Origin of the sequence: Bacillus sp. JJ1122 (assembly GCF_036964885.1) — a bacterium.
In the GTDB taxonomy this organism is placed as follows: Bacteria; Bacillota; Bacilli; order Bacillales; family Cytobacillaceae; genus Mesobacillus.
This window is the reverse complement of record NZ_JBALQL010000014.1, coordinates 194,345-217,433: the sequence shown is the minus strand read 5'-3', so window position 1 is coordinate 217,433 and position 23,089 is coordinate 194,345. Positions and strand designations below refer to the sequence as shown.

At 42.0% G+C, this 23,089-nt stretch carries 20 protein-coding genes; 15 read left to right on the top strand and 5 right to left on the bottom strand.

Annotation, left to right across the window (positions count from 1 at the left end; genetic code table 11):
* Positions 1-21: 21 nt before the first annotated feature.
* Positions 22-1,119 carry a M24 family metallopeptidase gene (locus tag V7201_RS09015; RefSeq protein ID WP_335376441.1) on the bottom strand — a complete coding sequence of 366 codons (1,098 nt, stop codon included), beginning with the start codon at positions 1,117-1,119 and terminating at the stop codon, positions 22-24.
* 249 nt (positions 1,120-1,368) lie between these two features.
* Between V7201_RS09015 and V7201_RS09010 the strand changes: the two genes are divergently transcribed.
* From V7201_RS09010 to V7201_RS09000, 3 genes are all read left to right on the top strand, one after another.
* Positions 1,369-2,049 carry a metal-dependent hydrolase gene (locus V7201_RS09010; RefSeq protein ID WP_335376440.1) on the top strand — a complete coding sequence of 227 codons (681 nt, stop codon included), beginning with the start codon at positions 1,369-1,371 and terminating at the stop codon, positions 2,047-2,049.
* A 102-nt stretch (positions 2,050-2,151) separates the two neighbouring features.
* Positions 2,152-2,400, top strand: coding sequence for a hypothetical protein (locus V7201_RS09005; protein WP_335376439.1), 249 nt, complete (start codon positions 2,152-2,154; stop codon positions 2,398-2,400).
* A 543-nt stretch (positions 2,401-2,943) separates the two neighbouring features.
* Positions 2,944-4,263, top strand: coding sequence for a CBS domain-containing protein (locus V7201_RS09000; RefSeq protein ID WP_335376438.1), 1,320 nt, complete (start codon positions 2,944-2,946; stop codon positions 4,261-4,263).
* 61 nt (positions 4,264-4,324) lie between these two features.
* Here the strand turns inward: V7201_RS09000 and V7201_RS08995 are convergent, their stop codons facing one another.
* Positions 4,325-4,618, bottom strand: a complete 294-nt coding sequence (locus tag V7201_RS08995) for a YtpI family protein (protein ID WP_335376437.1) — start codon at positions 4,616-4,618, stop codon at positions 4,325-4,327.
* A gap of 171 nt (positions 4,619-4,789) precedes the next feature.
* Between V7201_RS08995 and V7201_RS08990 the strand changes: the two genes are divergently transcribed.
* Positions 4,790-5,725 carry a DHH family phosphoesterase gene (locus V7201_RS08990; RefSeq protein ID WP_335376436.1) on the top strand — a complete coding sequence of 312 codons (936 nt, stop codon included), beginning with the start codon at positions 4,790-4,792 and terminating at the stop codon, positions 5,723-5,725.
* A 40-nt stretch (positions 5,726-5,765) separates the two neighbouring features.
* On the opposite strand, the gene ytrI is transcribed toward V7201_RS08990, so the two are convergent.
* Both ytrI and V7201_RS08980 read right to left on the bottom strand, forming a co-directional pair.
* Positions 5,766-6,272 carry a sporulation membrane protein YtrI gene (gene ytrI / locus V7201_RS08985; protein ID WP_335376435.1) on the bottom strand — a complete coding sequence of 169 codons (507 nt, stop codon included), beginning with the start codon at positions 6,270-6,272 and terminating at the stop codon, positions 5,766-5,768.
* 1 nt (position 6,273) lies between these two features.
* Complete coding sequence (locus V7201_RS08980) at positions 6,274-6,603, bottom strand: YtrH family sporulation protein (protein WP_335376434.1); 330 nt, start codon at positions 6,601-6,603, stop codon at positions 6,274-6,276.
* Positions 6,604-6,769: 166 nt separating this feature from the next.
* Between V7201_RS08980 and dnaE the strand changes: the two genes are divergently transcribed.
* The 8 genes from dnaE to V7201_RS08940 all read left to right on the top strand — a co-directional run bounded on the left by dnaE (position 6,770) and on the right by V7201_RS08940 (position 18,028).
* Entirely contained in the window at positions 6,770-10,129 is a 3,360-nt protein-coding gene (dnaE, locus tag V7201_RS08975; protein WP_335376433.1) for a DNA polymerase III subunit alpha, read from the top strand.
* 100 nt (positions 10,130-10,229) lie between these two features.
* Positions 10,230-11,468: an NAD(P)-dependent malic enzyme gene (locus tag V7201_RS08970; RefSeq protein WP_335376432.1), complete on the top strand. Its 1,239-nt coding sequence runs from the start codon at positions 10,230-10,232 to the stop codon at positions 11,466-11,468.
* A 67-nt stretch (positions 11,469-11,535) separates the two neighbouring features.
* Positions 11,536-12,099: a FadR/GntR family transcriptional regulator gene (locus tag V7201_RS08965; protein WP_438825039.1), complete on the top strand. Its 564-nt coding sequence runs from the start codon at positions 11,536-11,538 to the stop codon at positions 12,097-12,099.
* 270 nt (positions 12,100-12,369) lie between these two features.
* Entirely contained in the window at positions 12,370-13,248 is an 879-nt protein-coding gene (gene accD / locus V7201_RS08960; protein ID WP_335376430.1) for an acetyl-CoA carboxylase, carboxyltransferase subunit beta, read from the top strand.
* Entirely contained in the window at positions 13,233-14,210 is a 978-nt protein-coding gene (gene accA, locus V7201_RS08955) for an acetyl-CoA carboxylase carboxyl transferase subunit alpha (RefSeq protein WP_335376429.1), read from the top strand. Before accD ends, accA begins: the two co-directional genes overlap by 16 nt.
* A 464-nt stretch (positions 14,211-14,674) precedes the next feature.
* On the top strand, positions 14,675-15,634 hold the full coding sequence (pfkA, locus tag V7201_RS08950; RefSeq protein WP_335376428.1) for a 6-phosphofructokinase: 960 nt from the start codon (positions 14,675-14,677) through the stop codon (positions 15,632-15,634).
* Positions 15,635-15,659: 25 nt separating this feature from the next.
* Positions 15,660-17,420, top strand: a complete 1,761-nt coding sequence (pyk, locus tag V7201_RS08945) for a pyruvate kinase (RefSeq protein WP_335376427.1) — start codon at positions 15,660-15,662, stop codon at positions 17,418-17,420.
* Positions 17,421-17,641: 221 nt separating this feature from the next.
* A complete protein-coding gene (locus V7201_RS08940; RefSeq protein ID WP_335376426.1) occupies positions 17,642-18,028 on the top strand; it encodes an FxsA family protein in 387 nt (128 codons plus the stop codon).
* Between the two features lie 71 nt (positions 18,029-18,099).
* Here the strand turns inward: V7201_RS08940 and ytvI are convergent, their stop codons facing one another.
* A complete protein-coding gene (gene ytvI, locus V7201_RS08935; RefSeq protein ID WP_335376425.1) occupies positions 18,100-19,227 on the bottom strand; it encodes a sporulation integral membrane protein YtvI in 1,128 nt (375 codons plus the stop codon).
* Positions 19,228-19,522: 295 nt separating this feature from the next.
* Here ytvI and V7201_RS08930 point away from each other — a divergent pair, with 295 nt between their 5' ends.
* The 3 genes from V7201_RS08930 to icd all read left to right on the top strand — a co-directional run bounded on the left by V7201_RS08930 (position 19,523) and on the right by icd (position 23,053).
* Positions 19,523-19,981, top strand: coding sequence for a DUF441 domain-containing protein (locus V7201_RS08930; RefSeq protein WP_335376424.1), 459 nt, complete (start codon positions 19,523-19,525; stop codon positions 19,979-19,981).
* Positions 19,982-20,479: 498 nt separating this feature from the next.
* On the top strand, positions 20,480-21,595 hold the full coding sequence (gene citZ / locus V7201_RS08925) for a citrate synthase (protein ID WP_335376423.1): 1,116 nt from the start codon (positions 20,480-20,482) through the stop codon (positions 21,593-21,595).
* A gap of 189 nt (positions 21,596-21,784) precedes the next feature.
* Positions 21,785-23,053 (top strand): NADP-dependent isocitrate dehydrogenase, encoded by a 1,269-nt coding sequence (icd, locus tag V7201_RS08920; protein WP_335376422.1) that lies wholly within the window; start codon positions 21,785-21,787, stop codon positions 23,051-23,053.
* The last annotated feature ends 36 nt before the right edge of the window (positions 23,054-23,089 follow it).

Genomic DNA, 23,089 nt, shown 5'->3' with positions numbered 1-23,089 from the left:
AAGGTGCTTGCGCTTTTCTCATTAAGAAACAAATACAAGTTCCTTTGGATATTTTGTAAGGATTTCAATTCCATCCTCAGTGATGACGACATCATCCTCAATCCTAACCCCAGCAACACCAGGTACATAAATCCCCGGCTCAGCAGTGAAGACCATACCTTTTTCTAATAACAAAGAGTTTGTGCTCGTTAATGATGGATACTCATGTACGCTGACGCCAAGTCCGTGGCCGAGACGGTGCGGGAAATATTCGCCATAGCCGGCTGCTTCGATGACATTTCTGGCAGCAAGGTCTACATCTGAACATGTAACGCCAACACGAGCTGTTTCTAATGCTTTTAGCTGTGCCTTAAGTACGGTGTTGTAAATTTCCTCCTGCTGCTTAGTGATTTCACCAAATGCAACTGTCCTGGTGATATCAGAGCAGTAACCATCCATGACTACACCCAGATCGAATAAAACTAAATCACCTTTGCTCATTTTAGTTAGCCCAGGTGTTCCATGCGGGGCTGCGGCATTTTTACCTGTTAATACCATTGTAGAAAAAGACATCTGTGTAACGCCTTTTTTCTTCAGTTCATATTCAATTGCAGCAAGCACATCAAGCTCGGTTTTTCCTTCACTGATTTCGCTTACTCCTGTTTCAATCGCAAAATCAGCAAGTTCACATGCTTTACGAAGTTTTTGCAATTCATCTTCCGTTTTGACCATACGCATCAGCCTTAATTTTTCTTCAGCGGATACAAAAGCCGAGCCGGAAAATAGGGAATTCATTTTTTCATAACGTTCAACATTCAATTGTTCTTTTTCGATTGCTGTACGCTTAATGGAAGGAACTCTTTTTTTAATGGCATTGTATGCAAGCTCCATAGAATCATCAGTATCGCTATAGCCGATAATTTCGAGATTCCAGCCTGCATTTTTCGCATTTTCCTTATCCATTGCTGGACAAATCATGAATGGTTCTGCGTCCTGAAACACGGCAATAGCCAGCAGGCGTTCATGAGGATCGCTTAAAAATCCGCTTAAGTAAAAAACATTGTCTGGAGACGAAATGAAAGTGACATCGATGCTGCTTTCCTTCATCCAGCCAGATAATGCAGTCAATCTTTCAGACATTAAAATTCCTCCTCTTATATGTATAGCTCATAATGAGAGTAGCAATTTGATGATGAAAAGTAAAACGTTCTTTTTATATAAGACTGTTTTTATTAATGGCAGCACGTTACTTAAATAAAATATGTCATATTTCCAAAAGAGCCTGAATTAGATTTTAATCATTCACTGCTCTGGGTATAAAAGAAAAGTAAGCAGGAGATAGGTGAATGATGTGGAAGTTAGTTATTGAGAATTGAAAGGAGCGATAATATGAAAGTATCTTATCACGGCCATTCTGTTGTGAAAATTGAAACGAATGGGAAAACGATCTTGATTGATCCGTTCATTACAGGCAATGATCTGACGGATTTAAAAGTTGAAGATGTTAAGCCTGATGTCATTATCCTTACGCACGCGCACGGAGATCATCTTGGAGATACAGTGGATCTGGCAAAGAAAAACGATTCTTTGGTGATCGCCAACTTTGAAGTCGCTACATATCTAGGCTGGAAAGGGTTAAAAACACATGGTATGTCAATCGGTGGAGCTTATCAATTCGATTTTGGGAAAGTGAAGATGACTCCAGCATTCCATGGCACTGGAATGATCACCGAGAATAATGAGATTATTTATGGAGGCATGCCTGCTGGCATCCTGTTCATGGCTGAAGGGAAAACTGTTTTTCATGCTGGAGACACTGGGGTGTTCTCAGATATGAAACTGATTGGTGAAAGACATCCGATCGACCTGGCCTTCTTGCCGATTGGCGATAATTTTACAATGGGACCTGAAGATGCGGCTTTGGCTGCCGAGTTCCTCAATGCAAAAGTCGTTGTCCCAATCCATTTCAATACATTCCCGCCAATCAAACAGGATCCACATGCATTTGTCGATTCACTTAAGAAAAATAAAGGCAGGGTTCTTGAAGCTGGGGAAGTAATAGAATTATAAACCATTGTGCTGCACAATTTTGTGCAGCATTTTCTTTTTAAATGCTTTTTTATTCTTATCTTGCATAGATATAAAATAAGACAACCTATTAGGAGGGGAATAATGAAAAAGAACAAATACCTGCTATACTTGCTCTTGTGCGGAGTAATGATTTATATTGCCATGCCTCGGCTGAACCTTACATTAGGCGGTAGCGATGCGCTATTCGCCGGATCATGGCTATTTCTGGCCTTGCTTGTATTCGCAGGCAACCTTGCTGCATTTTTGTATACACCGAAAAAGAAGCTGCCGACTGGCAGGAATAGACTTGATAGTAAGCCAAAAAGAAAATCGAGAGTATATACTGGCTGAATAACTCAGCTAGTCAGTTTGTCGACAAAAATTTAGTATCAACTAGTTATTAAAAACCTGTTGATTGGAATGGAAGGCGCGCAGACTCCTCCGAAAATGCTAACGCATTTCCATCATCGTGTGTGGGCACGTTCGAGGAAGCTATTCAGTGTCCTGTGGGCTTAGCAGGACAGGTGAGACCCCGCAGGAGCAAAGCGACGAGGAGCCTCAGCGCCTGGAACGGAAATCAACAGACTAGTTTATTAGATCAACTAAATAAAAAAGCTGTAGACAAACTTGTTTTTCAGAGTTTGTCTACAGTCTGACTGGCTGAATTCAGCCAGTTTTTTTATATGAGCAAAAAATACAAATTGAGTGCCAAACCATGCACTTACATAGCACAAAGGGAACAAAAAAAGAAGTTTCAGTGTCCGAATAAGCAGTTGCATTTACCAAAAGGTTACTGAAAGGGAAGGGTACGATTGAATCAGCGCTCTTTACACTTTATAATATAATATGGATAGAACTACATTGAACGGAAAATTATTATAAAGGGTGAAAGTCTTGGCAACAAAGCATGAACAAATACTTCAATATATAGATGAATTGCCAATAGGAGAAAAGATCTCAGTACGCCAAATCGCCAAGGCGCTAAACGTAAGTGAAGGAACTGCCTACAGGGCCATAAAAGAAGCGGAAAATAAAGGTTATGTCAGTACGATTGAACGCGTAGGCACGATCAGGATCGAAAGGAAAAAGAAAGAAAACATAGAGAGACTTACTTTTGCAGAAGTAGTCAATATTGTTGATGGACAAGTTCTCGGCGGACGAGCTGGGCTTCATAAAACACTTAATAAATTTGTTATTGGTGCAATGAAGCTTGAAGCAATGATGCGTTATACCGAGGCTGGTAACCTTCTGATTGTCGGGAACCGCGATAAAGCTCATGAGCAGGCGCTAAGGGCAGGGGCAGCAGTTCTGGTAACAGGGGGCTTTGATGCAGAGGAACATATCAAAAGGCTTGCAGATGAGCTTCAGCTTCCCATCATCTCAAGCAGCTATGATACTTTTACGGTCGCGACAATGATTAACCGGGCAATCTATGATCAACTGATAAAAAAGGAAATTATTCTTGTCGAGGATATTCTGACACCGCTCTCAGATACGATTTTCCTGAGAAGCAATGATCGTGTTTCTGATTGGTATCGCCATAAAGACAAAACCTTCCACAGCCGTTTTCCGGTTGTCGACCACAATATGAGGGTCATCGGAATGATTACTTCTAAGGACGTCATGGGCCATGAGCAAGACACAGTGATTGAAAAAATTATGACGAAAAACCCGATGGCTGTCAGCGGGTCGACAAGTGTCGCGTCTTCTGCCCACATGATGGTTTGGGAAGGCATTGAAGTTCTCCCGGTTGTGGACGATTCAAACAGGCTTGAAGGGATTGTCAGCAGGCAGGATGTCTTAAAAGCACTGCAAATGATTCAGCGCCAGCCTCAAGTAGGGGAAACGCTTGATGACACAGTCACCAGCCAGATGGCCCTCACAAAAGGAAAAACAAAGGATGAAGATATTTTCCGCTGCCAAGTCACACCTCAGATGACAAACCATCTTGGAACAATCTCATATGGTGTTTTTACAACGATTGTTACTGAGGCAGCAAACCGGGTGCTACGGGGCTATAAAAAAGGCGATTTAGTTGTAGAGAATATGACAATCTACTTCATTAAGCCAGTCCAGATTGACAGTGTAATAGAGATTTATCCAAAGGTGCTGGAAGTTGGCCGGAAGTTCGGAAAGGTCGACATTGAAGCATTCAACGATGGAGTTTTAGTAGGGAAGGCCATGATGATGTGCCAGCTGATTGACAGGCATTAACTAAAATCACTGATCCTATAAATGAGAAAAGCCGATCCGTAATGGATCGGCTTCTTTTAAATTACTCTTTTGCTTCCTTAGCTGCAAGCGGCAGATAGAATTTATATGCTTTTACACCAGACCAGATGCTCATTGAGCCGATGATAATGAAGATGGCTGCAACAATGTAAGTAATCGCTGTTTGAAAAAGGAATACCTGATTCAAGCCAAATAATCCAACGAATAGTCCTAATGCGATGCTGGATTTAGCGGACAGCCATTTCCTTTCAGCAGGACGCTTGCTGCGGACATATTTCATTTTATAGAAGATATAGAATACGAATGAAAGTACGATCAGTAGTACGAATATAGGCATTGCATTTCCTCCATTACTATTATCATTCTTATTTTACCGCTAAATTTACTGGATTGCTATAGAGAGGTTTTGTACTTTGCGCTTTTGAAAAAAACGAAAGGGAAAACTCTCTTTTCTTTTCCAATAAATATGTTCATAATTAGGATAGAAATAAGGTGAAGGAGCATGTAGATGAAAGCGCAAATTCTAGAAGCGATTGAAAATTATGAAACGATCATTATCCACCGCCATGTGAGGCCGGATCCAGATGCATATGGTTCCCAGGGGGGATTGGCTGAGGTTTTAAAAGCTTCATTTCCTGGTAAAAACATTTACACAGTTGGCAAAGAGGAGTCGTCCCTGAACTATTTAAGAAGACTTGATTCAATCCCTGACGATACCTTTAAGGGTGCGCTTGTGATTGTTTGTGATACAGCAAATGCTGAGCGCATTTGTGATGATCGCTATCGCTTGGGCGAACAGCTGATCAAGATTGACCATCATCCGAATGAAGACCCATATGGTGATTTACAATGGGTCGACACGACTGCCAGCTCTACGAGTGAAATGATTTATGAGTTCTATCTTTCATTCAAGGAACAAGGACTCAAGATGTCAGATGAGGCAGCTCGATTACTGTATGCAGGTATTGTGGGGGATACGGGGCGTTTCTTATATCCAAGCACTACAAATAAAACATTCGCATACGCTGGTGAATTGATTCATTATAACTTTTCAAGGACAGAGTTGTATGACCGGATGTATGAGCTTGCTCCGAATGTGGTGAAATTGAATGGTTACATTCTGCAAAACTTTGAGCTCCTCGAAAATGGTGCCGCTAGAGTTGTAATGAAACAGGAATTACTTGAACAATATTCAGTAAAACCATCTGAAGCCTCATTACTTGTCAGTGAATTAGGAAATGTCGCTGGCATAAAGGCTTGGGTGTTTTTCATTGAAGAAGAGGATCAGATCAGAGTGCGTCTACGTTCGAAAGGCCCTGTGATCAACGGGATCGCGAGAAAGTATAATGGAGGAGGTCACCCGCTTGCAGCCGGTGCGTCCATTTATTCATGGGATGATGTCCAAAATGTTCTTAATGATTTAATTGAAGTTTGCAAGGAATAATAAATAAGCCCCACTTGGCTAAATGCTGAGTGGGGTTCTATTAATCCAACATTATCTCTACTTGGATGGTCACGGATGTATAGATAACCATGGATCTAATCTTCAATTTATATCTTTTGTCATTAACTGGGATTGATTTGTTCTCAATCAGCTTGGTAATCAGCTCTCTGCTTTTAAAGACAGAATCTAAATCTTTAGCGAGCAGCACATTAAGTTCGCTCTTTGTCTGTTCTTCAATTTCATAAATGGAAAGCGCATCAAGATACTGCTTGTATTTTTTATCATTAACAATTTTGACTTTTACCTCCTGAACCGTCAGCTTTTCCTCATTTTTCTTATTCAGCTGTGCATAATCATCCTGCCAAATTTTAATGTCACGCTGGAGTTCCCTGATCAGATCCTCTTGCTCATGTATTTTCTTAGCGTTTTTTTCCATTGAAACACCATTAATGTATAAGAATAAACACCAGCTGATGGCGCCGCCGACCGCCATCCCTGAAAAAAATCTTTGCCATGCTGGCTTGCGGTAATATGGAGGGATCCTCATTTTACACATGCTCCTGTGTAAGCCAATTGATAAGTAGCGCACCAGTCTGGGCCCCGCCCATTGCTGTCAGGATCAATAAAAACTGCTTGAAGATATCCTTTGTTTCCCCGTTCAGCAATCCTTTTTCAAAGCTGTACACTGTATCAAACGTACCGCCGATGGCTGCAATAATTGCCCATATTCTTATGGAGCTAGAGAAACGGGCTATTTCAGTCATCAGAGGCTGCCCTGTTAAAAATGAAGCAAGCCCCCCAATCAGCGAGCCGCCCAGCAGAACACCAAGCGCAATGAAGTAAGCTTCAAACAAATGTGGAATAAATGGCTGATTCATAGCAAACATCCTTTAATAAAAAATCGATTTTTCTTCGTATTTCATCATATGGACAAACACGATTTAATATGTTTTAAAGTTCCTTGAACAAAATGAGAACATATTTTCTTTTTTTTAAATAAAAGCCTATAATAATAGAAGATGAACCTTTAAGGGTGTGAGAGAAATGACATTTATTCACCTTCATGTCTATAGTGCATACAGCCTGCTGACGAGCACGGCTACAGTTGAACAGCTCGTCTACGATGCCAGGGCAAAAGGATTTTCCGCACTCGCGTTAACCGACCGGAATGTAATGTATGGTACTGTGGCGTTTTATAAAGAATGTCTTAGAAAATCCATTAAACCTATTCTTGGCCTGACCGTCGATGTTGTCAGCGAAATCGAGGAACAGGAATCATTCCCTCTTGTCCTTCTCGCAAAAAATAATCAGGGTTTCCAAAATCTGATGAAAATTTCAAGTGCTGTGCAAACGAAGTCTCCAGAGGGGATACCGGTAAAATGGCTGAAGCACTATGCGTCAGGGCTATATGCCATGACACCGGGAAACCAGGGGGAAATAGAATATTATTTATCAAACGGTCAACAAGAAAATGCCCTCCAGACAGTGGAGTTATATACGAAATTATTTGGCAAGGATGGTTTTTATCTATCGATTCAAAACCAGGGCTTGCCTGGTCAGCATGAATTAGCAGCCCAGCTTGCAAGGCTTAGTAATCAGACGGATACCCCTCTTGCAGCCGCTAACCAGGTGCATTATCTGGAAAGAGAGGATTCCTTCGCACAGGAATGCCTTTTAGCAATCAGGAATGGTGATAAGCTGCAGGATGACGGACGTGTAAAACTGGGCAGCAGCGAGTTCTATCTTAAAACAGCTGATGAGATGGCAGAACTGCTCTCGGAGTATCCAGAGGCATTAGAAAACACACTTAAAATCGCAGAGAACTGCAACGTCATGCTTGATATGGAATCAAGGCATCTGCCGAAATATCCTGTCCAGCCAGGGCAGAATGCAGATGAACTGCTTGAATACCAATGCTTCGAGGGATTGAAGGAACGCTATGAAAGTCCCTCTGCAGAACATATAGCGAGGCTCAAATATGAGCTCTCGGTGATAAAGAAAATGAAGTTCAGCGATTATTTCCTGATTGTCTGGGATTTCATTAAATATGCCAGGGAACAGGGAATCCTCGTAGGACCTGGACGTGGATCGGCAGCGGGTTCGATTGTATCTTATGTATTATTCATAACCGACGTGGATCCTATTGAACACGAACTCCTTTTTGAAAGGTTCCTGAATCCGGAACGTATAACAATGCCGGATATCGACATCGACTTCCCCGACAACAGAAGGGATGAGGTGATTGAATATGTGGCTTCAAAATATGGAGAGCTGCATGTAGCACAGATTGTCACTTTTGGAACCCTTGCTGCAAAAGCCGCAGTCAGGGATGTCGGGCGTGCATTTGGATTGAACCCGAAAGAGCTTGACCGCCTTTCCAGACTTGTACCATCGAAAATCGGGATTACTCTTCGAGAGGCCCTAAAGGAATCAGAAGGCTTAAGAAGTTTCAGTGAAGAATCTCAAAAGAATAAGAGAATCCTTGATACAGCCATCAAGCTTGAAGGGCTGCCAAGACATACCTCAACGCATGCTGCGGGGGTCGTGATCAGCGAACATCCGCTTACCAACGTTGTACCCATACAATCAGGGCAGGCAAAAGTTTTCCTGACTCAATATTCGATGGATCACCTTGAAGAAATTGGATTGCTCAAGATGGACTTTCTGGGATTGCGTAATTTATCTTTGATTGATTCAATTCTTCAATCCATTTATCAAAAAACCCGCCGCAAGCTCGATATCCATGATATCCCCTTTGATGATGAAAAGACATACCAGCTGCTGAGCAGGGGCGAGACAACTGGTATTTTCCAGCTTGAATCAGAAGGGATGAGAAAGGTTCTGACGAAGCTCGAGCCAAGCCATTTTGAAGATATCGTCGCAGTCAACGCGCTTTATAGACCGGGTCCGATGGAAAATATCCCGCTATTCATTGACAGGAAACATGGAAGACAGCCAATCGATTATTACCATAAGGATCTTGAAAATATCCTTGGGAATACATATGGCGTTATTGTCTATCAAGAACAAATCATGCAGATTGCCTCCAAAATGGCGGGCTTTTCTCTCGGTCAATCCGATTTGCTGCGGCGCGCTGTTTCAAAGAAAAAGAAGGAAGTGCTGGACCAGGAGCGGGAGCATTTTGTGAATGGGGCTTTGCGAAAAGGATATGACAGCAAGACGGCGAATACTATTTATGATCTCATCGTCAGGTTTGCAAACTACGGATTTAACCGCAGCCATGCTGTCGCATATAGTATGATTGCCTATCAGCTGGCATATTTGAAAGCTAATTATCCGTTGTATTTCATGGCCTCACTGTTATCATCTGCAATCGGGAATGATACAAAAATTGCTCAATATGCGAGAGAACTGCAGCAAATGGGAATCAAACTTCTTCCTCCTTCAATCAACAAAAGTGCGTTCAGCTTCCAGCCGGAGGGAGAAGCAGTCAGATACAGCCTGGCAGGTATCAAAGGTGCCGGCATGGCCTCACTTAAAGAAATTTTCCAAGTAAGAAGAAATAAGCCGTTTAAGGATATATTCGATTTTTGCATAAGAGTGCCTCAAAAGGCCGCTTCAAGAAAAGTACTTGAAGCATTGATTTATTCGGGTGCTTTTGATGAATTCGGCCATGACCGCGCAGTGCTTCTCGCCACGATCGATGTTGCGATTGAACACGCCCAGCTTGTTGCGCCTGATGATACCGGACAGATCGATATGTTTGCGGAAGCTGAATTCTCGCTGAAGCCAAAATATACAGAAGTGGATCCCATGCGGGTAGAAGACAAGCTTAGCCTGGAAAAAGAGGTGCTTGGTGTTTATTTATCGAAACACCCTGTTTCAATTCATGAAAAAGAATTCATGGCTGCAGGTGTAAAATCAATTGCTTCTCAACCAATGAACGGAAGAACCCGGCTCGGTGTTTACATCACTGAACAAAAGAAAATCCGTACAAAAAAGGGTGAGGCAATGGCATTCCTGACACTTAGCGATGCCAGCGGAGAAACAGAAGCTGTCGTGTTCCCCGCTGTATACAAACAATATGGCCACGTGTTGACACAGGGGAAAATGGCGCTGGTAGAGGGAAAGTTTGATCAAAGGGATGGGAAAAGCCAGTTTGTGGTCCAATCAGTGCTTGATCTTGAAAAAGAAGCGACAAAAGTAAAAGAAAAAACTGTATTATATTTAAGGATCGCCAAAGAATCAAATCCTGTTGAAATGATGAAAGACGTAAATGCTTTATTGAAAAAACATCATGGTGCGGTTCCTGTCATCGTCTATAATGAGGAGACAGAGAAATCGCTGCTGCTGCCGAATGAATTCAGTGTAAGCATAACGGAAAACAGCATGGATGAATTAAGGAAAGCACTGGGTGTTAATAATGTTGTCCTGAAAAAATAGACCTTTACAAGTGTAATAGATGTGTTATATTGGAAAAGGATATGTGTGGTCAGACCACTGAAGAAGGCAACTTTTTTAAAAATTAAGGAGTGGACCTAAGTTGACTTTACGTGAAGAAGCTTTACACATGCATCGTGTAAACAAAGGGAAATTGGAGTCTAAATCTAAAGTGCCTGTAGCAAATGCCAGGGATTTGAGCCTTGCTTATTCGCCTGGTGTGGCGGAGCCTTGCAAGGAAATATATGATAAACCAGAAACGGTATACGATTATACGATGAAAGGCAATATGGTTGCGGTCGTATCTGATGGAACAGCCGTACTTGGTCTGGGTAACATTGGCCCAGAAGCTGCTCTGCCGGTAATGGAAGGAAAGGCTGTACTTTTTAAGAGCTTTGCTGGAGTCGATGCATTCCCAATTTGCCTGAATACAACAGATATAGATAAAATCGTTGAAACAGTAAAGTTGCTGGAACCGACTTTTGGAGGCGTGAACCTGGAGGATATTGCTGCTCCAAACTGCTTCGCCATTGAAGAGCGCTTAAAGAAGGAAACAAATATACCTGTATTCCATGATGATCAGCATGGTACGGCGATTGTTACTGTGGCCGGCCTTGTTAATGCTTTGAAGATCGTTGGCAAGAAAATGAATGAGATCAAAGTAGTAGCAAACGGAGCAGGAGCTGCGGGAATTGCTATCATAAAGCTTCTGTACTCTTATGGTGTTCGGGATATCATCATGTGTGATACAAAGGGTGCGATCTATGAAGGACGCCCTAATGGAATGAACGCAATCAAGGATGAAGTTGCTAAATTCACAAACAGGGACAATGTTGAGGGAACACTTGCTGAAGCAATTAAAGGCGCCGATGTTTTCATTGGCGTTTCAGTTGCGGGAGCATTGACATCTGAAATGATCCAAACGATGAATAGTGATCCGATTATTTTTGCAATGGCAAATCCGGTGCCTGAGATTATGCCGGAAGAAGCGAAAGCAGCTGGTGCAAAGGTTATTGGAACAGGCCGTTCAGATTTTCCTAACCAGGTTAATAATGTTCTTGCTTTCCCTGGAATCTTCCGCGGAGCTTTGGATGCCAGGGCAACCCATATCAACGAAAAAATGAAGGTCGCTGCTGTAAACGCAATAGCCGGGCTGATAAATGAATCCGAGCTTTCAAGTGATTATGTCATCCCTGGTCCATTCGACCCGCGTGTTGCACCTGAAGTTGCTGCGGCAGTGGCGAAAGCAGCGATGGAAACGGGAGTAGCCCGTATAAAGGTGGATCCTGAAGAGGTAAAAGACCGGACAAGGCGTCTGGCAGTCATTGGAAAAGGTGAGTGAACGCTTAGTGGCACAACCTGAAAAAAACACAAAGGTTTATGTGGAAATTGTCAGGCAGCTAAGGGAAATGATTGAGAAAGACGGTATGAAAGCTGGAGATAAAATCCCCTCAGAACGTGAACTTTCGGAACGCCTTAACGCAGGGCGTTCCTCCGTTCGGGAGGCATTGAGGGCACTTGAACTACTTGGCCTGATTGAAACAAGGCGAGGAGAGGGCACATTCATCCGAGATTTTCGCGGTAACCAACTCGTCCAATTATTAAGTACCTTTATCCTGCAGGATGAAAAAGCAAAAAATGATGTTATTGAAACTAAATATATGATAGAAGTAGATTGTCTTTATCTTGCAGCTGACAAATTCCAAAAAGAGGAATTTGAGAGACTTCAAATCTGGATTGAAGAACATCATTTTGATGATGAGGAGTTCTTCAAAAAAATTGCGGATATAGCTGACAACCACCTTTTTTATCGTATTTGGAATATTTTAAATGACTATTATAATTCCCTTCAGCTACAGGTATTACCAGCTGAAAAGGCTGAATATCGTATGCTTGCAGAATCGCTGGCAAGCAGAAAAAAGGAACTGATCCTGGAAAAGTATCGCGCGCTGCGGAAAATGTCGACCACTTGACGACATGAAGCAACAACTTTTGTCTGTTGGATGTTATATACTTGTGGACATGCTTAAGATACTTGGATGGTGCAGCTCTTTCTTTTTTACAATAGTGGTCTGGCCACTAGTGCTTTATTACTAAGCTGTATTTGAGGACAATGTTGATTTTAGCACCTGTTTATTGGAGCGAGGGTCTTGAGCGGAAATCGACAGACAAGTTTAACACAGCCTATTATTAAAATTATCTATTGACTATAACTACTAGCAAGATTACGGAGGGGTTTTATTTTGCTTAAAGAGCTTTTCACTAAGACGAAGAAGAAAAAGTACGCAACAATTCCTTCTGAAGCAGCCAAGCAGGATGTACCTGAGGGAATCATGACAAAATGCCCGAACTGCAAAAAAATCATGTATACAAAAGAACTCAATAAAAACTGCAAGGTGTGCATCCAATGCGGTTATCACCATCAAATGAATTCAGTTGAACGGATTGACAGCTTCCTTGATGCTGGAACTTTCCATGAGCTCGATCGGGAGATGATTTCTGGCAACCCATTAGGCTTTCCTGGATATGAGGAAAAGCTTGAAAAGGACCGTCGGAAAACAGACCTCAATGAGGCAGTTGTTACCGGAATAGGCAGGGTAAACGGACTCGACGTGGTTGTAGCGATCATGGATGCTACTTTTAGGATGGGAAGTATGGGATCGGTTGTCGGAGAAAAAATTACAAGAGCGATTGAGAAGGCAGATGAACTTTCCATTCCGTTTATCATTTTTACGGCTTCAGGAGGCGCAAGGATGCAGGAAGGCGTATTGAGCCTTATGCAAATGGCAAAAACCAGTGTTGCCCTTAAAAGGTTCAGTGATAAGGGTGGCCTAATCATCTCAATTATGACGCACCCTACTACCGGAGGGGTATCAGCAAGCTTTGCTTCCCTGGGTGATTATAATCTGGCAGAGCCAGGAGCACTGATTGGTTTTGCAGGCCGCAGGATCATTGAACAAACGATCCGGGAAGAGCTTCCTGAAGATTTCCAGACATCTGAGTTTTTGTTAAAGCATGGACAGCTAGACGCGGTAATCTCTAGAATTGATCTGAAGGAAAAAATAGCTGGAATACTTGAAATCCATCAGCCAGGAGGGACATTCGAATGGCAGGAGAACTAGAATTTGAGAAACCGGTAATTGAACTAAGAAAAAAAATTAGCGAACTGAAAGAATTCACACAAAATACGGATGTTGACCTGACATCAGAAATCGATAAATTGGAGGCAAGGCTTGAAAAGCTTGAATCCGAAATTTATGAAAATATGAAACCTTGGGATAGGGTACAGATTGCCCGTCATCCAAGCAGGCCAACTACACAAGAATACATTAATTTGCTTTTCACTGATTTCTTCGAGTGCCACGGAGATCGTTCATTTGGTGACGATGAAGCAATTGTTGGGGGGATAGCGAAGTTTCATGGTTATCCAGTGACTGTCATCGGCCATCAGCGCGGCAAGGATACAAAGGAGAATATCCGTCGCAACTTTGGTATGCCGCATCCTGAAGGCTACCGAAAGGCATTAAGATTGATGAAACAAGCAGAAAAGTTTAAGCGCCCAATCATTTGTTTCATAGATACGAAAGGGGCTTATCCTGGAAAAGCGGCAGAAGAACGAGGACAGAGTGAAGCGATTGCCCGCAATCTTTTTGAGATGGCTGGCCTGAAGGTCCCAGTCATTTGTGTAGTTATAGGAGAAGGCGGCAGTGGCGGTGCACTTGCCCTTGGAGTCGGCAACTATATTCACATGCTTGAAAATTCAACGTACTCCGTCATTTCACCAGAAGGCGCTGCTGCTATACTCTGGAAGGATTCCACATTAGCAAAAAAAGCGGCTGAAACAATGAAAATCACAGCACCCGACCTAAAAGGCTTAGGTGTGATTGATGAAATTATTCCTGAAGTAAAAGGCGGGGCACACAGGGATGTTACCCAGCAAGCAAAATATATGGATAAAATACTGAAAGATTCGATGTCTGAACTTTTATCCATGGATGAGGAAGCTCTCATTGATCAGCGTTATGAAAAATATAAACGAATTGGTGAGTATTCGTTTCCTAATGAATTTATAGGGGTAAAATAAAACGTGCATTTAAGCACGTTTTTATTTTTCTTATATATAGGCTCTTTTAAAGCTTAATTGTGATTTTTAATACCCTGTTGATTGTAGTGGAAGGCGCTTAGACTCTTACGAAAATGCTAACGCATTTTCAACGTGCGTGGGCACGATCAAGGAAGCTATTCAGTGTCCTGCGGGCTCAGTGCCAGACCCACGGAAAGCGATGCGCCTGGAACGAAAATCAACAGACTTGTTTAACAGATCCTATAAATATAACCCATTTATCCCTATTAAAGCGCTTGCAGTTATATGATAATTCCGTCTTTATGTCAATATTAAGGATTCAGTTGAGATACTATATTCTACGTGTTATTTTAGAAATATTCCCGGGTATTCTGTTTATAATAAGATAAGATTAATACAGTATCAGAAAAGAATGGCTTTAATGTAAAATTGTACATAGATGATAACGAATGAGGTGAAAGACTATGAAAAGAATTGGAGTATTGACTAGTGGCGGAGACGCCCCCGGCATGAATGCTGCAGTACGTGCAGTAGTAAGGAAAGCGATTTACCATAACGTGGAAGTTTATGGTGTTTATGGCGGATATGCAGGTTTAATGAGCGGTAATATTAAAAAGCTTGAATTAGGCTCGGTAGGTGATATCATCCATCGCGGTGGTACTTTCCTTTATTCTGCCCGCAGTGAAGAATTCAAAACGAAGGAAGGGCAGCAAAAAGGCATCGAACAGCTGAAGAAATTCGGGATTGATGGACTGGTTGTCATCGGCGGAGATGGATCATACAGGGGAGCTAAAGCTCTTACTGAACAAGGTTTCCCATGTGTTGGTGTGCCTGGAACAATCGATAATGATATTCCTGGAACTGAATTTACAATTGGTTTTGATACAGCACTAAATACTGTTATTGATGCAATCGATAAAATCCGTGATACTGCTTCTTCTCACGATAGAACGTTTGTCGTTGAGGTAATGGGACGAAATGCCGGAGATATCGCTCTTTGGGCAGGTTTGGCAGGGGGAGCAGAAACGATTCTGATTCCTGAAGATCCTCATGATATGAAGGATATCGCTGAACGGCTTAAAAAGGGTCATGAACGCGGCAAGAAGCACAGTATCATTATTGTTGCAGAGGGCGTTATGAACGGTTATGAATTTGCGAAGAAACTTAAAGAAGAAACAGATTTTGATACCAGGGTTTCTGTTCTTGGCCATATTCAGCGAGGCGGTTCACCAACTGCATTTGACCGTGTTCTGGCCAGCAGACTCGGAGCGCGCGCAGTAGAGCTTTTATTAGAAGGAAAAGGCGGACGGGCTGTAGGAATGGAGAGCAACAAACTCGTTGATTATGATATTATTGAAGCACTGGCAAAGCAGCATACAGTTGACTTGAACTTATATAAATTATCAAAAGAATTATCTATTTAAACAGTAAACCAGGAGGTTGCAGTTTATGCGCAAAACTAAAATTGTTTGTACGATTGGTCCCGCAAGTGAAAGTGTAGATAAGTTAGAGGAATTAATGGAAGCTGGCATGAATGTTTCCCGTTTGAATTTTTCACATGGGAATCATGAAGAACATGCAGCACGTATCAAGAATATCAGAGTAGCAGCTGAGAAAACAGGGAAGAAGGTAGGTATCCTTCTTGATACTAAAGGCCCTGAAATCCGCACGAATAATATGGAGAACGGCGCAATCGAGCTTAAGACGGGGCAAGAATGCATTATTTCCATGAAAGAAGTTGTGGGTACAGCGGAAAAGTTCTCTGTTACTTACGAAAGATTAATTGAAGATGTGCACACTGGTGCTAAAATCCTGCTTGATGACGGTTTGATCGGACTTGAAGTGATCAGCGTCGATAAAGCTAATAATGAGATTAAAACTAAGGTATTGAACAGCGGTACTCTTAAAAATAAAAAAGGTGTTAATGTTCCTGGAGTATCAGTACAGCTTCCTGGAATCACAGAAAAGGATGCTCAGGATATTCTTTTCGGGATTGAGCAAGGTGTAGATTTCATTGCAGCATCATTTGTCCGACGCGCGAAGGATGTTTTGGAAATCCGTCAGCTTCTTGAAGAAAACAATGGGTCTCATATTCAAATCATACCTAAGATTGAAAACCAGGAAGGCGTAGACAACATCAATGAAATTCTTGAAGTTTCTGATGGTCTGATGGTTGCCCGTGGAGATCTTGGGGTAGAAATTCCAGCTGAAGAAGTACCGTTAGTACAAAAGGACCTTATTAAAAAGTGCAACGCACTGGGCAAGCCAGTTATTACAGCAACACAGATGCTTGATTCTATGCAGCGTAACCCGCGCCCGACTCGTGCGGAAGCAAGTGACGTAGCAAACGCTATTTTTGATGGTACAGATGCAATCATGTTATCAGGCGAGACGGCTGCAGGACAATATCCAGTTGAGGCAGTTCAAACGATGCATAACATTGCTTCTCGTGCAGAGCAAGCACTGGATCATAAGGAATTATTATCTGCACGCAGTAAAGATACAGATCACAATATTACTGATGCTATTGGACAATCGGTTGCACACACAGCTTTAAATCTTGATGTAAATGCAATTATCACTCCAACTGAAAGCGGCCATACTGCAAGGATGATTTCGAAGTACCGTCCTAAGGCTCCAATTATCGCTGCAACATCAAATGATCATGTAGTCCGCAGACTTGCGCTAGTTTGGGGAGTATATCCGCAGCTTGGACAAAAAGCAGAAACAACTGATGAAATGCTCGCTGTTGCAGTAGATGAAAGTGTAAACAGTGGACTAGTATCTCATGGTGACTTGGTCGTCATTACTGCAGGAGTACCTGTTGGCGAAGCTGGCACAACAAACCTTATGAAGATTCATGTAGTTGGGGATGTTCTGGCAAAGGCTCAGGGAATCGGCCGTAAATCAGCATATGGAGAGGTAGTTGTCGCTAAAGACGCGCAGGAAGCTTTAAGCAAGGTAAAAGAAGGAAGCATCCTCGTTACAATTGGCTCAGACCGTGAAATGGTTCCTGCCCTTGAAAAATGCAGCGCATTAATCACAGAGGAAGGCGGTTTGACAAGCCATGCGGCAGTAGTTGGACTTAACCTTGGAATCCCTGTAATCGTTGGTGTAGAAAATGCAATGAAGCTATTCCGTGATGGTCAAGTGATCACGGTAGACTCTGCAAGAGGCGTTATTTATAACGGCCGTGCAAGCATTTTATAATTATATGGAAAAGGATGGGGAAACCCATCCTTTTTTTATAGGATTAGAACAATCACTTCGAGAATTGTCCAGCACCAACACCTAGCCCTTTGAGTCGCATGCTTATCTTCGGTATTGGTGCCTAGACTTAACAGTTCCTAATTAGATTCAATTATTTGTATTCTCAATAAGGCGGCACATATAATAGAGAGACTAGCTAAACGAATATGATGAGGTGGAAGATGAAATATTTTTTTCTGTTTTTGGTTCTTGTACCGGCAGCTGAAATCGGCGTCCTTCTGTACTCGGGACAAACAATTGGCGTTTGGCCAACCATCTCTATGATTATCCTAACGGGTTTCCTTGGAGCATACCTTGCCAAGCAGCAAGGCCTTGAAATAATTCGGAAGACTCAGGAACAATTAAGAAGAGGGATGATGCCAGGGGATGCTATTCTCGATGGTGTAAGCGTATTGGTTGGCGGCACTCTGCTGCTCACTCCTGGTTTTATTACAGATATTATGGGAATCTTGCTGCTGGCCCCTCCAACGAGGAAGTTTTTCAAGGTTTTAATGATGAAGGCTTTCCGAAATTGGATTGATAAAGGGAACATCAAGGTGATTCGGTAATTTTACATGTCTTAGGTGCTCATCAAACTAAAAACGCCAACCAATGGTTGGCGTTTTATTATGAACGCTTCTTACTTAATGATCTCCTCATTTTTTCCCTTGATGAAAATCCATAAATCACGGAATACATTTGCTCGTTGCAAAGTATTGAAGATGACAAGAACGACTGGCCCGACAATTAGTCCAAGGAACCCGATCGTCTTAAATCCGACAAACAAGGCAATCAATGTCGCAAGCGGATCTAACCCTATACTGGAAGAGAGGATTTTTGGCTCCATGATCTGGCGCTGCACAAGGACGATGATGTATAGAATTCCTAATCCAATGGCAGTGCTCATTTCTCCTGTAATTGCCTCGTAAATGATCCAAGGTACAAAAACAGCTCCGGTGCCAAGATAAGGAATGATGTCAACTATGCCGGTTACCAGGGCGATAGTTATCGCATAATCCACACGCAATATTAACAGCCCGATTAAGATAATGACAGTAGTAATGGAAATGAGTGTTGCCTGTGCCTTTACAAAGCCAAAGAGAGCTTTCTTCAAATCTGCAAATACGGTCTTGCTGCTGCTTCTGGCTCGATTAGGCAAGAAACGTGTGCCCATTGAAGACAGGCGGTACCAGTCTTTACTGATGAAAAAGGTACCAAGCAATGAAAAAATCAATACTGTTGCTGCATTTGGCAGCCAGGAAAGGATATTAGGAATATTCCCGAAAAAGTTTTTAATGAAATTGCCAGCCGTTGTCCCGATGGAAGCACCGACATTCTGGATATTATTCATGATTGAATCTTGCTGCCCTGCTTCAAGGTTCTGGAACAACCCAGCCAATTGATTGTAAAGCGGGATAATTTGTGCGGCAAATAAATGTTCTATGTAATCAATCAGTGTTACAAGATGATCTGGAACAACTCTTGCCAGATATTCAGCTCCCGAAGCGATTTCAACTACAAGCAATGTGATAAGTCCAGCAAATACGGAAATGATCAGTATCAGAGCGACTGTTACCGCCAGCGCTCTTGGCATCTTAGCTTTTGCTTGAAGAAAATTGACAAGGGGATTCATCATGAAGGCAATTAAAAAACCAATAATGAATGGATAAGTAACTTTTGAGACATAAAACAGAGCCATAGCGCCAGCAATGATAGCGCCGATAACGAGAATAAACCTTAACGTTCTATACAAATAAACGGGATTCAAGCAATTTCCTCCTTTTGAAATATAACTGAACCGAGACGGTCTGCTATGTATATATTTTAACAGTTGGCCGGCATTCCGGAAAGTTTCCTTTAATATACGGTGTATGTGTAAAAAAGATTCGACTTGAAAATGAAAAATCCTTTTTTTAAGAGGGAAAGTTAAATGATGCAACATTGAAGGTACAAACTATAACAGAGTATAATCAAGAGATAGCATATGTCGAGACTGCCTCTTTAATGGTGTAATATTTTTAATTATGTTACAATAGTTTTAACCGTGGAAGGATGAAAATTTTATGCTTGAACCTATGCTTTTTTTATTAACGCTTTTGGCGATCGCTTTCCTGGCCAAAAACCAGTCATTAATTATTGCGGTATTGGTTTTGCTCGTTATGAAGATTGCGGGTTTCGAAGCAAAAACCTTTTCCATCATTCAGGGAAAGGGGATAAACTGGGGTGTTACGGTTATTACTATTGCAGTATTAGCACCAATCGCAAGCGGTGATATTGGCTTTAAAGATTTATCAGGGGCTTTTAAGTCACCTTATGCTTGGATTGCACTTATCTCAGGAATGGCTGTAGCCTTGCTTGCAAAAGGCGGAGTAACTTTACTGGCAGAAGATCCCCATATAACGACTGCTCTTGTGCTTGGAACTATTCTTGCTGTTTCCTTATTTAAGGGAGTGGCAGTAGGACCGTTGATTGGCGCAGGAATTGCTTTTGCTGCAATGAAAATATTTGAATTTTTTAAATAACCTTTTCAGATCATATTGAATTTTTTGGTGATGTTTTTTCTTGTTAAGAACTCATCCAATAAAGGATTCAAAAAGTAACTTGAGTGAAGATAACTATGCCGAAAAACTACTTTTAGTCTTTTTGTAAAATAATATTTTATATTGTTTTAAGTTGTTTTCATTCACAAATATCAGATAATTGTTTATAATAGGACTTGTAACTGCTTCCATCCTCTAACAGGATATAGAAGCAAGATTCCACGGAGTTTTTTAATAAAACAAAATGTAAGCATTTTCTTTTTGCGAATTACCTGAGCAAGCGCTCAGGTAATTTAGGCAAAGGTATGGGCTGCCAGCTGATAATGGTCTGTCGCCGGAGAAGTGAACCGGCTTTCTGTAGCCTTGTAGGCTTATAAAGTGTCAGAAATTTCTTTTTTCTGATAGCTGTTGGTTAACAGCATTTTCAACATACAGACAAAATGGGATATGGGGAAATTAACTACAAAGGAGAGATTGAGTATGTCAGTAACACGTGGTCTTGAAGGAGTAGTAGCAACAACCTCCTCAATCAGCTCAATTATTGATGATACGCTGACCTATGTTGGCTATGATATTGATGATTTAGCTGAGAACGCTAGTTTTGAAGAAGTAATTTACTTACTATGGCATCGCAAGCTTCCTACTCAAGCTGAGTTGGAAGAATTGAAGAAACAGCTTGCTGAGAACGCTGCATTGCCTAAGGAAGTACTTGAACATTTCAAGATGTATCCGATCGATAAGGTTCATCCGATGGCCGCTCTGCGCTCGGCTGTATCTCTTTTAGGTTTATATGATGATGAAGCCGATGTTATGGAAAAAGAGGCGAATTACCAGAAAGCAATTCGTCTGCAGGCAAAAATGCCAAGTATCGTTACGGCTTTCGCAAGAGTAAGAAAAGGTCTTGAGCCTATAGCTCCAAGAGAAGACCTGAATTTTGCAGCAAACTTCCTTTATATGCTGACTGGCAAAGAACCTGATGAAGTTGCTGTAGAAGCAATGAATAAAGCGCTTGTCCTTCATGCTGACCATGAGTTGAACGCATCTACATTCACAGCACGTGTTTGTGTCGCAACTCTTTCAGATGTGTACTCAGGCGTTACAGCAGCAATCGGTGCGTTAAAAGGGCCTCTTCACGGCGGAGCAAATGAAGCGGTAATGAAAATGCTGACTGAAATTGGTACTCTTGAAAATGTCGAGCCGGCAATCCGTGAAAAGCTTGCTAACAAAGAAAAAATCATGGGCTTTGGACATCGTGTATATCGTCAGGGAGATCCTCGCGCAAAGCACTTGAGAGAAATGTCCAAGAGATTGACTGAGATAACTGGTGAACCACACTGGTATGAGATGTCAACGAAGATCGAAGCCATCGTTACTGGCGAAAAGAACCTTCCGCCAAACGTTGATTTCTACTCAGCTTCTGTATATCATAGCCTGGGTATTGACCATGACTTGTTCACTCCTATTTTTGCTGTCAGCCGTGTTTCTGGATGGCTTGCTCATATCCTTGAACAGTATGACAACAACCGTTTAATCCGTCCGCGCGCTGACTATACAGGACCTGGAAAACAGGAATACGTGGCAATCGGATTAAGATAATTTAGAAAATAAGGAGCAATATTTTACTTTTCAGTGAAAAATTGCTGTAATAGGAGAGTGTGGGAAGTTAAGTATTCAGTTTCTCAGTTGAGTGTGGATTCCGATGCTTGGCTTCCAAAATAAAAGGTTAGGGGCGATCTCGCCTGCTAACCTTTGATTCTGTTACTGATTTCGAAGGGAGAGAAAAAAATGCAAGGCGAAAAAATTACTGTAAAAGATGGAGTTTTAAACGTACCAAACAACCCAATCGTTCCTTTTATCGAAGGTGACGGTACAGGTCCAGATATTTGGGCAGCTTCTGTACGCGTTCTTGATGCAGCTGTTGAAAAAGCATACAAGGGTGAGCGCAAGATTGTCTGGAAAGAAGTTCTTGCTGGAGAAAAGGCATTCAACCAAACTGGTGAGTGGCTTCCAAGCGAAACTTTAGAGTTAATCAATGAATACTTAATCGCAATTAAGGGGCCATTAACAACTCCTATCGGTGGCGGAATCCGCTCTCTTAATGTTGCATTGCGCCAGGAATTGGATCTATTCGTCTGCCTGCGTCCTGTTCGTTGGTTCGAAGGTGTTCCATCTCCTGTTAAACGTCCTCAAGACACTGACATGGTTATTTTCCGTGAAAACACTGAAGATATCTATGCTGGTATTGAGTACGCAAGCGGATCTGACGAAGTGAAGAAACTTCTTGAATTCCTGCAAAACGAAATGGGAGTAAATAAAATCCGTTTCCCTGAAACTTCAGGTATCGGTATCAAGCCTGTTTCAAAAGAAGGAACAGAGCGCCTTGTACGTTCAGCGATCAATTACGCCATCACAGAAGGCCGTAAGTCATTAACGCTTGTACATAAAGGCAATATTATGAAATTCACAGAAGGCGCGTTCAAAAACTGGGGCTATGAGCTTGCAGAGAAAGAATTTGGCGACAAGGTCTTCACTTGGGCACAGTATGATAAAATCAAGGAAGAGCAAGGCGTAGATGCTGCGAACAAAGCTCAGGCTGATGCAGAAGCTGCCGGCAAGATCATCGTTAAGGATGCAATTGCTGACATCTTCCTGCAACAAATCCTAACACGTCCGAAAGAGTTCGATGTTGTTGCAACAATGAACCTGAACGGCGACTATATCTCTGATGCACTGGCTGCACAAGTAGGTGGAATCGGAATCGCACCGGGAGCAAACATCAACTATGAAACTGGCCACGCTATTTTTGAAGCGACTCACGGTACAGCTCCTAAATATGCTGGATTAGATAAAGTTAACCCATCTTCAGTTATCCTTTCTGGCGTGCTTATGCTTGAACACCTTGGCTGGACTGAAGCAGCTAACATGATTGTCAAGTCAATGGAAAAATCAATCGCTTCTAAGGTTGTAACATATGACTTCGCACGTTTGATGGACGGTGCTACAGAAGTTAAGACATCAGAGTTCGGTGATGAACTGATCAAGAACATGGAATAATTAAGATGCAAAGGCTATCCTTTTTATGAGGGTAGC

Excerpts from the sequence above, each read along its gene's own strand:
- dnaE (WP_335376433.1), top strand. The coding sequence starts at position 6,770 with ATGACATTTATTCACCTTCATGTCTATAGTGCATACAGCCTGCTGACG.
- pfkA (WP_335376428.1), top strand. The coding sequence starts at position 14,675 with ATGAAAAGAATTGGAGTATTGACTAGTGGCGGAGACGCCCCCGGCATG.
- citZ (WP_335376423.1), top strand. The coding sequence starts at position 20,480 with ATGTCAGTAACACGTGGTCTTGAAGGAGTAGTAGCAACAACCTCCTCA.
- ytrI (WP_335376435.1), bottom strand. The coding sequence starts at position 6,272 with ATGAGGATCCCTCCATATTACCGCAAGCCAGCATGGCAAAGATTTTTT.
- V7201_RS08980 (WP_335376434.1), bottom strand. The coding sequence starts at position 6,603 with ATGAATCAGCCATTTATTCCACATTTGTTTGAAGCTTACTTCATTGCG.
- V7201_RS08995 (WP_335376437.1), bottom strand. The coding sequence starts at position 4,618 with ATGCCTATATTCGTACTACTGATCGTACTTTCATTCGTATTCTATATC.
- V7201_RS08930 (WP_335376424.1), top strand. The coding sequence starts at position 19,523 with ATGCTTGAACCTATGCTTTTTTTATTAACGCTTTTGGCGATCGCTTTC.
- V7201_RS09005 (WP_335376439.1), top strand. The coding sequence starts at position 2,152 with ATGAAAAAGAACAAATACCTGCTATACTTGCTCTTGTGCGGAGTAATG.
- icd (WP_335376422.1), top strand. The coding sequence starts at position 21,785 with ATGCAAGGCGAAAAAATTACTGTAAAAGATGGAGTTTTAAACGTACCA.
- accA (WP_335376429.1), top strand. The coding sequence starts at position 13,233 with ATGGCAGGAGAACTAGAATTTGAGAAACCGGTAATTGAACTAAGAAAA.
- V7201_RS08990 (WP_335376436.1), top strand. The coding sequence starts at position 4,790 with ATGAAAGCGCAAATTCTAGAAGCGATTGAAAATTATGAAACGATCATT.
- V7201_RS08940 (WP_335376426.1), top strand. The coding sequence starts at position 17,642 with ATGAAATATTTTTTTCTGTTTTTGGTTCTTGTACCGGCAGCTGAAATC.
- V7201_RS09010 (WP_335376440.1), top strand. The coding sequence starts at position 1,369 with ATGAAAGTATCTTATCACGGCCATTCTGTTGTGAAAATTGAAACGAAT.
- V7201_RS08965 (WP_438825039.1), top strand. The coding sequence starts at position 11,536 with ATGATTGAGAAAGACGGTATGAAAGCTGGAGATAAAATCCCCTCAGAA.
- V7201_RS09015 (WP_335376441.1), bottom strand. The coding sequence starts at position 1,119 with ATGTCTGAAAGATTGACTGCATTATCTGGCTGGATGAAGGAAAGCAGC.
- pyk (WP_335376427.1), top strand. The coding sequence starts at position 15,660 with ATGCGCAAAACTAAAATTGTTTGTACGATTGGTCCCGCAAGTGAAAGT.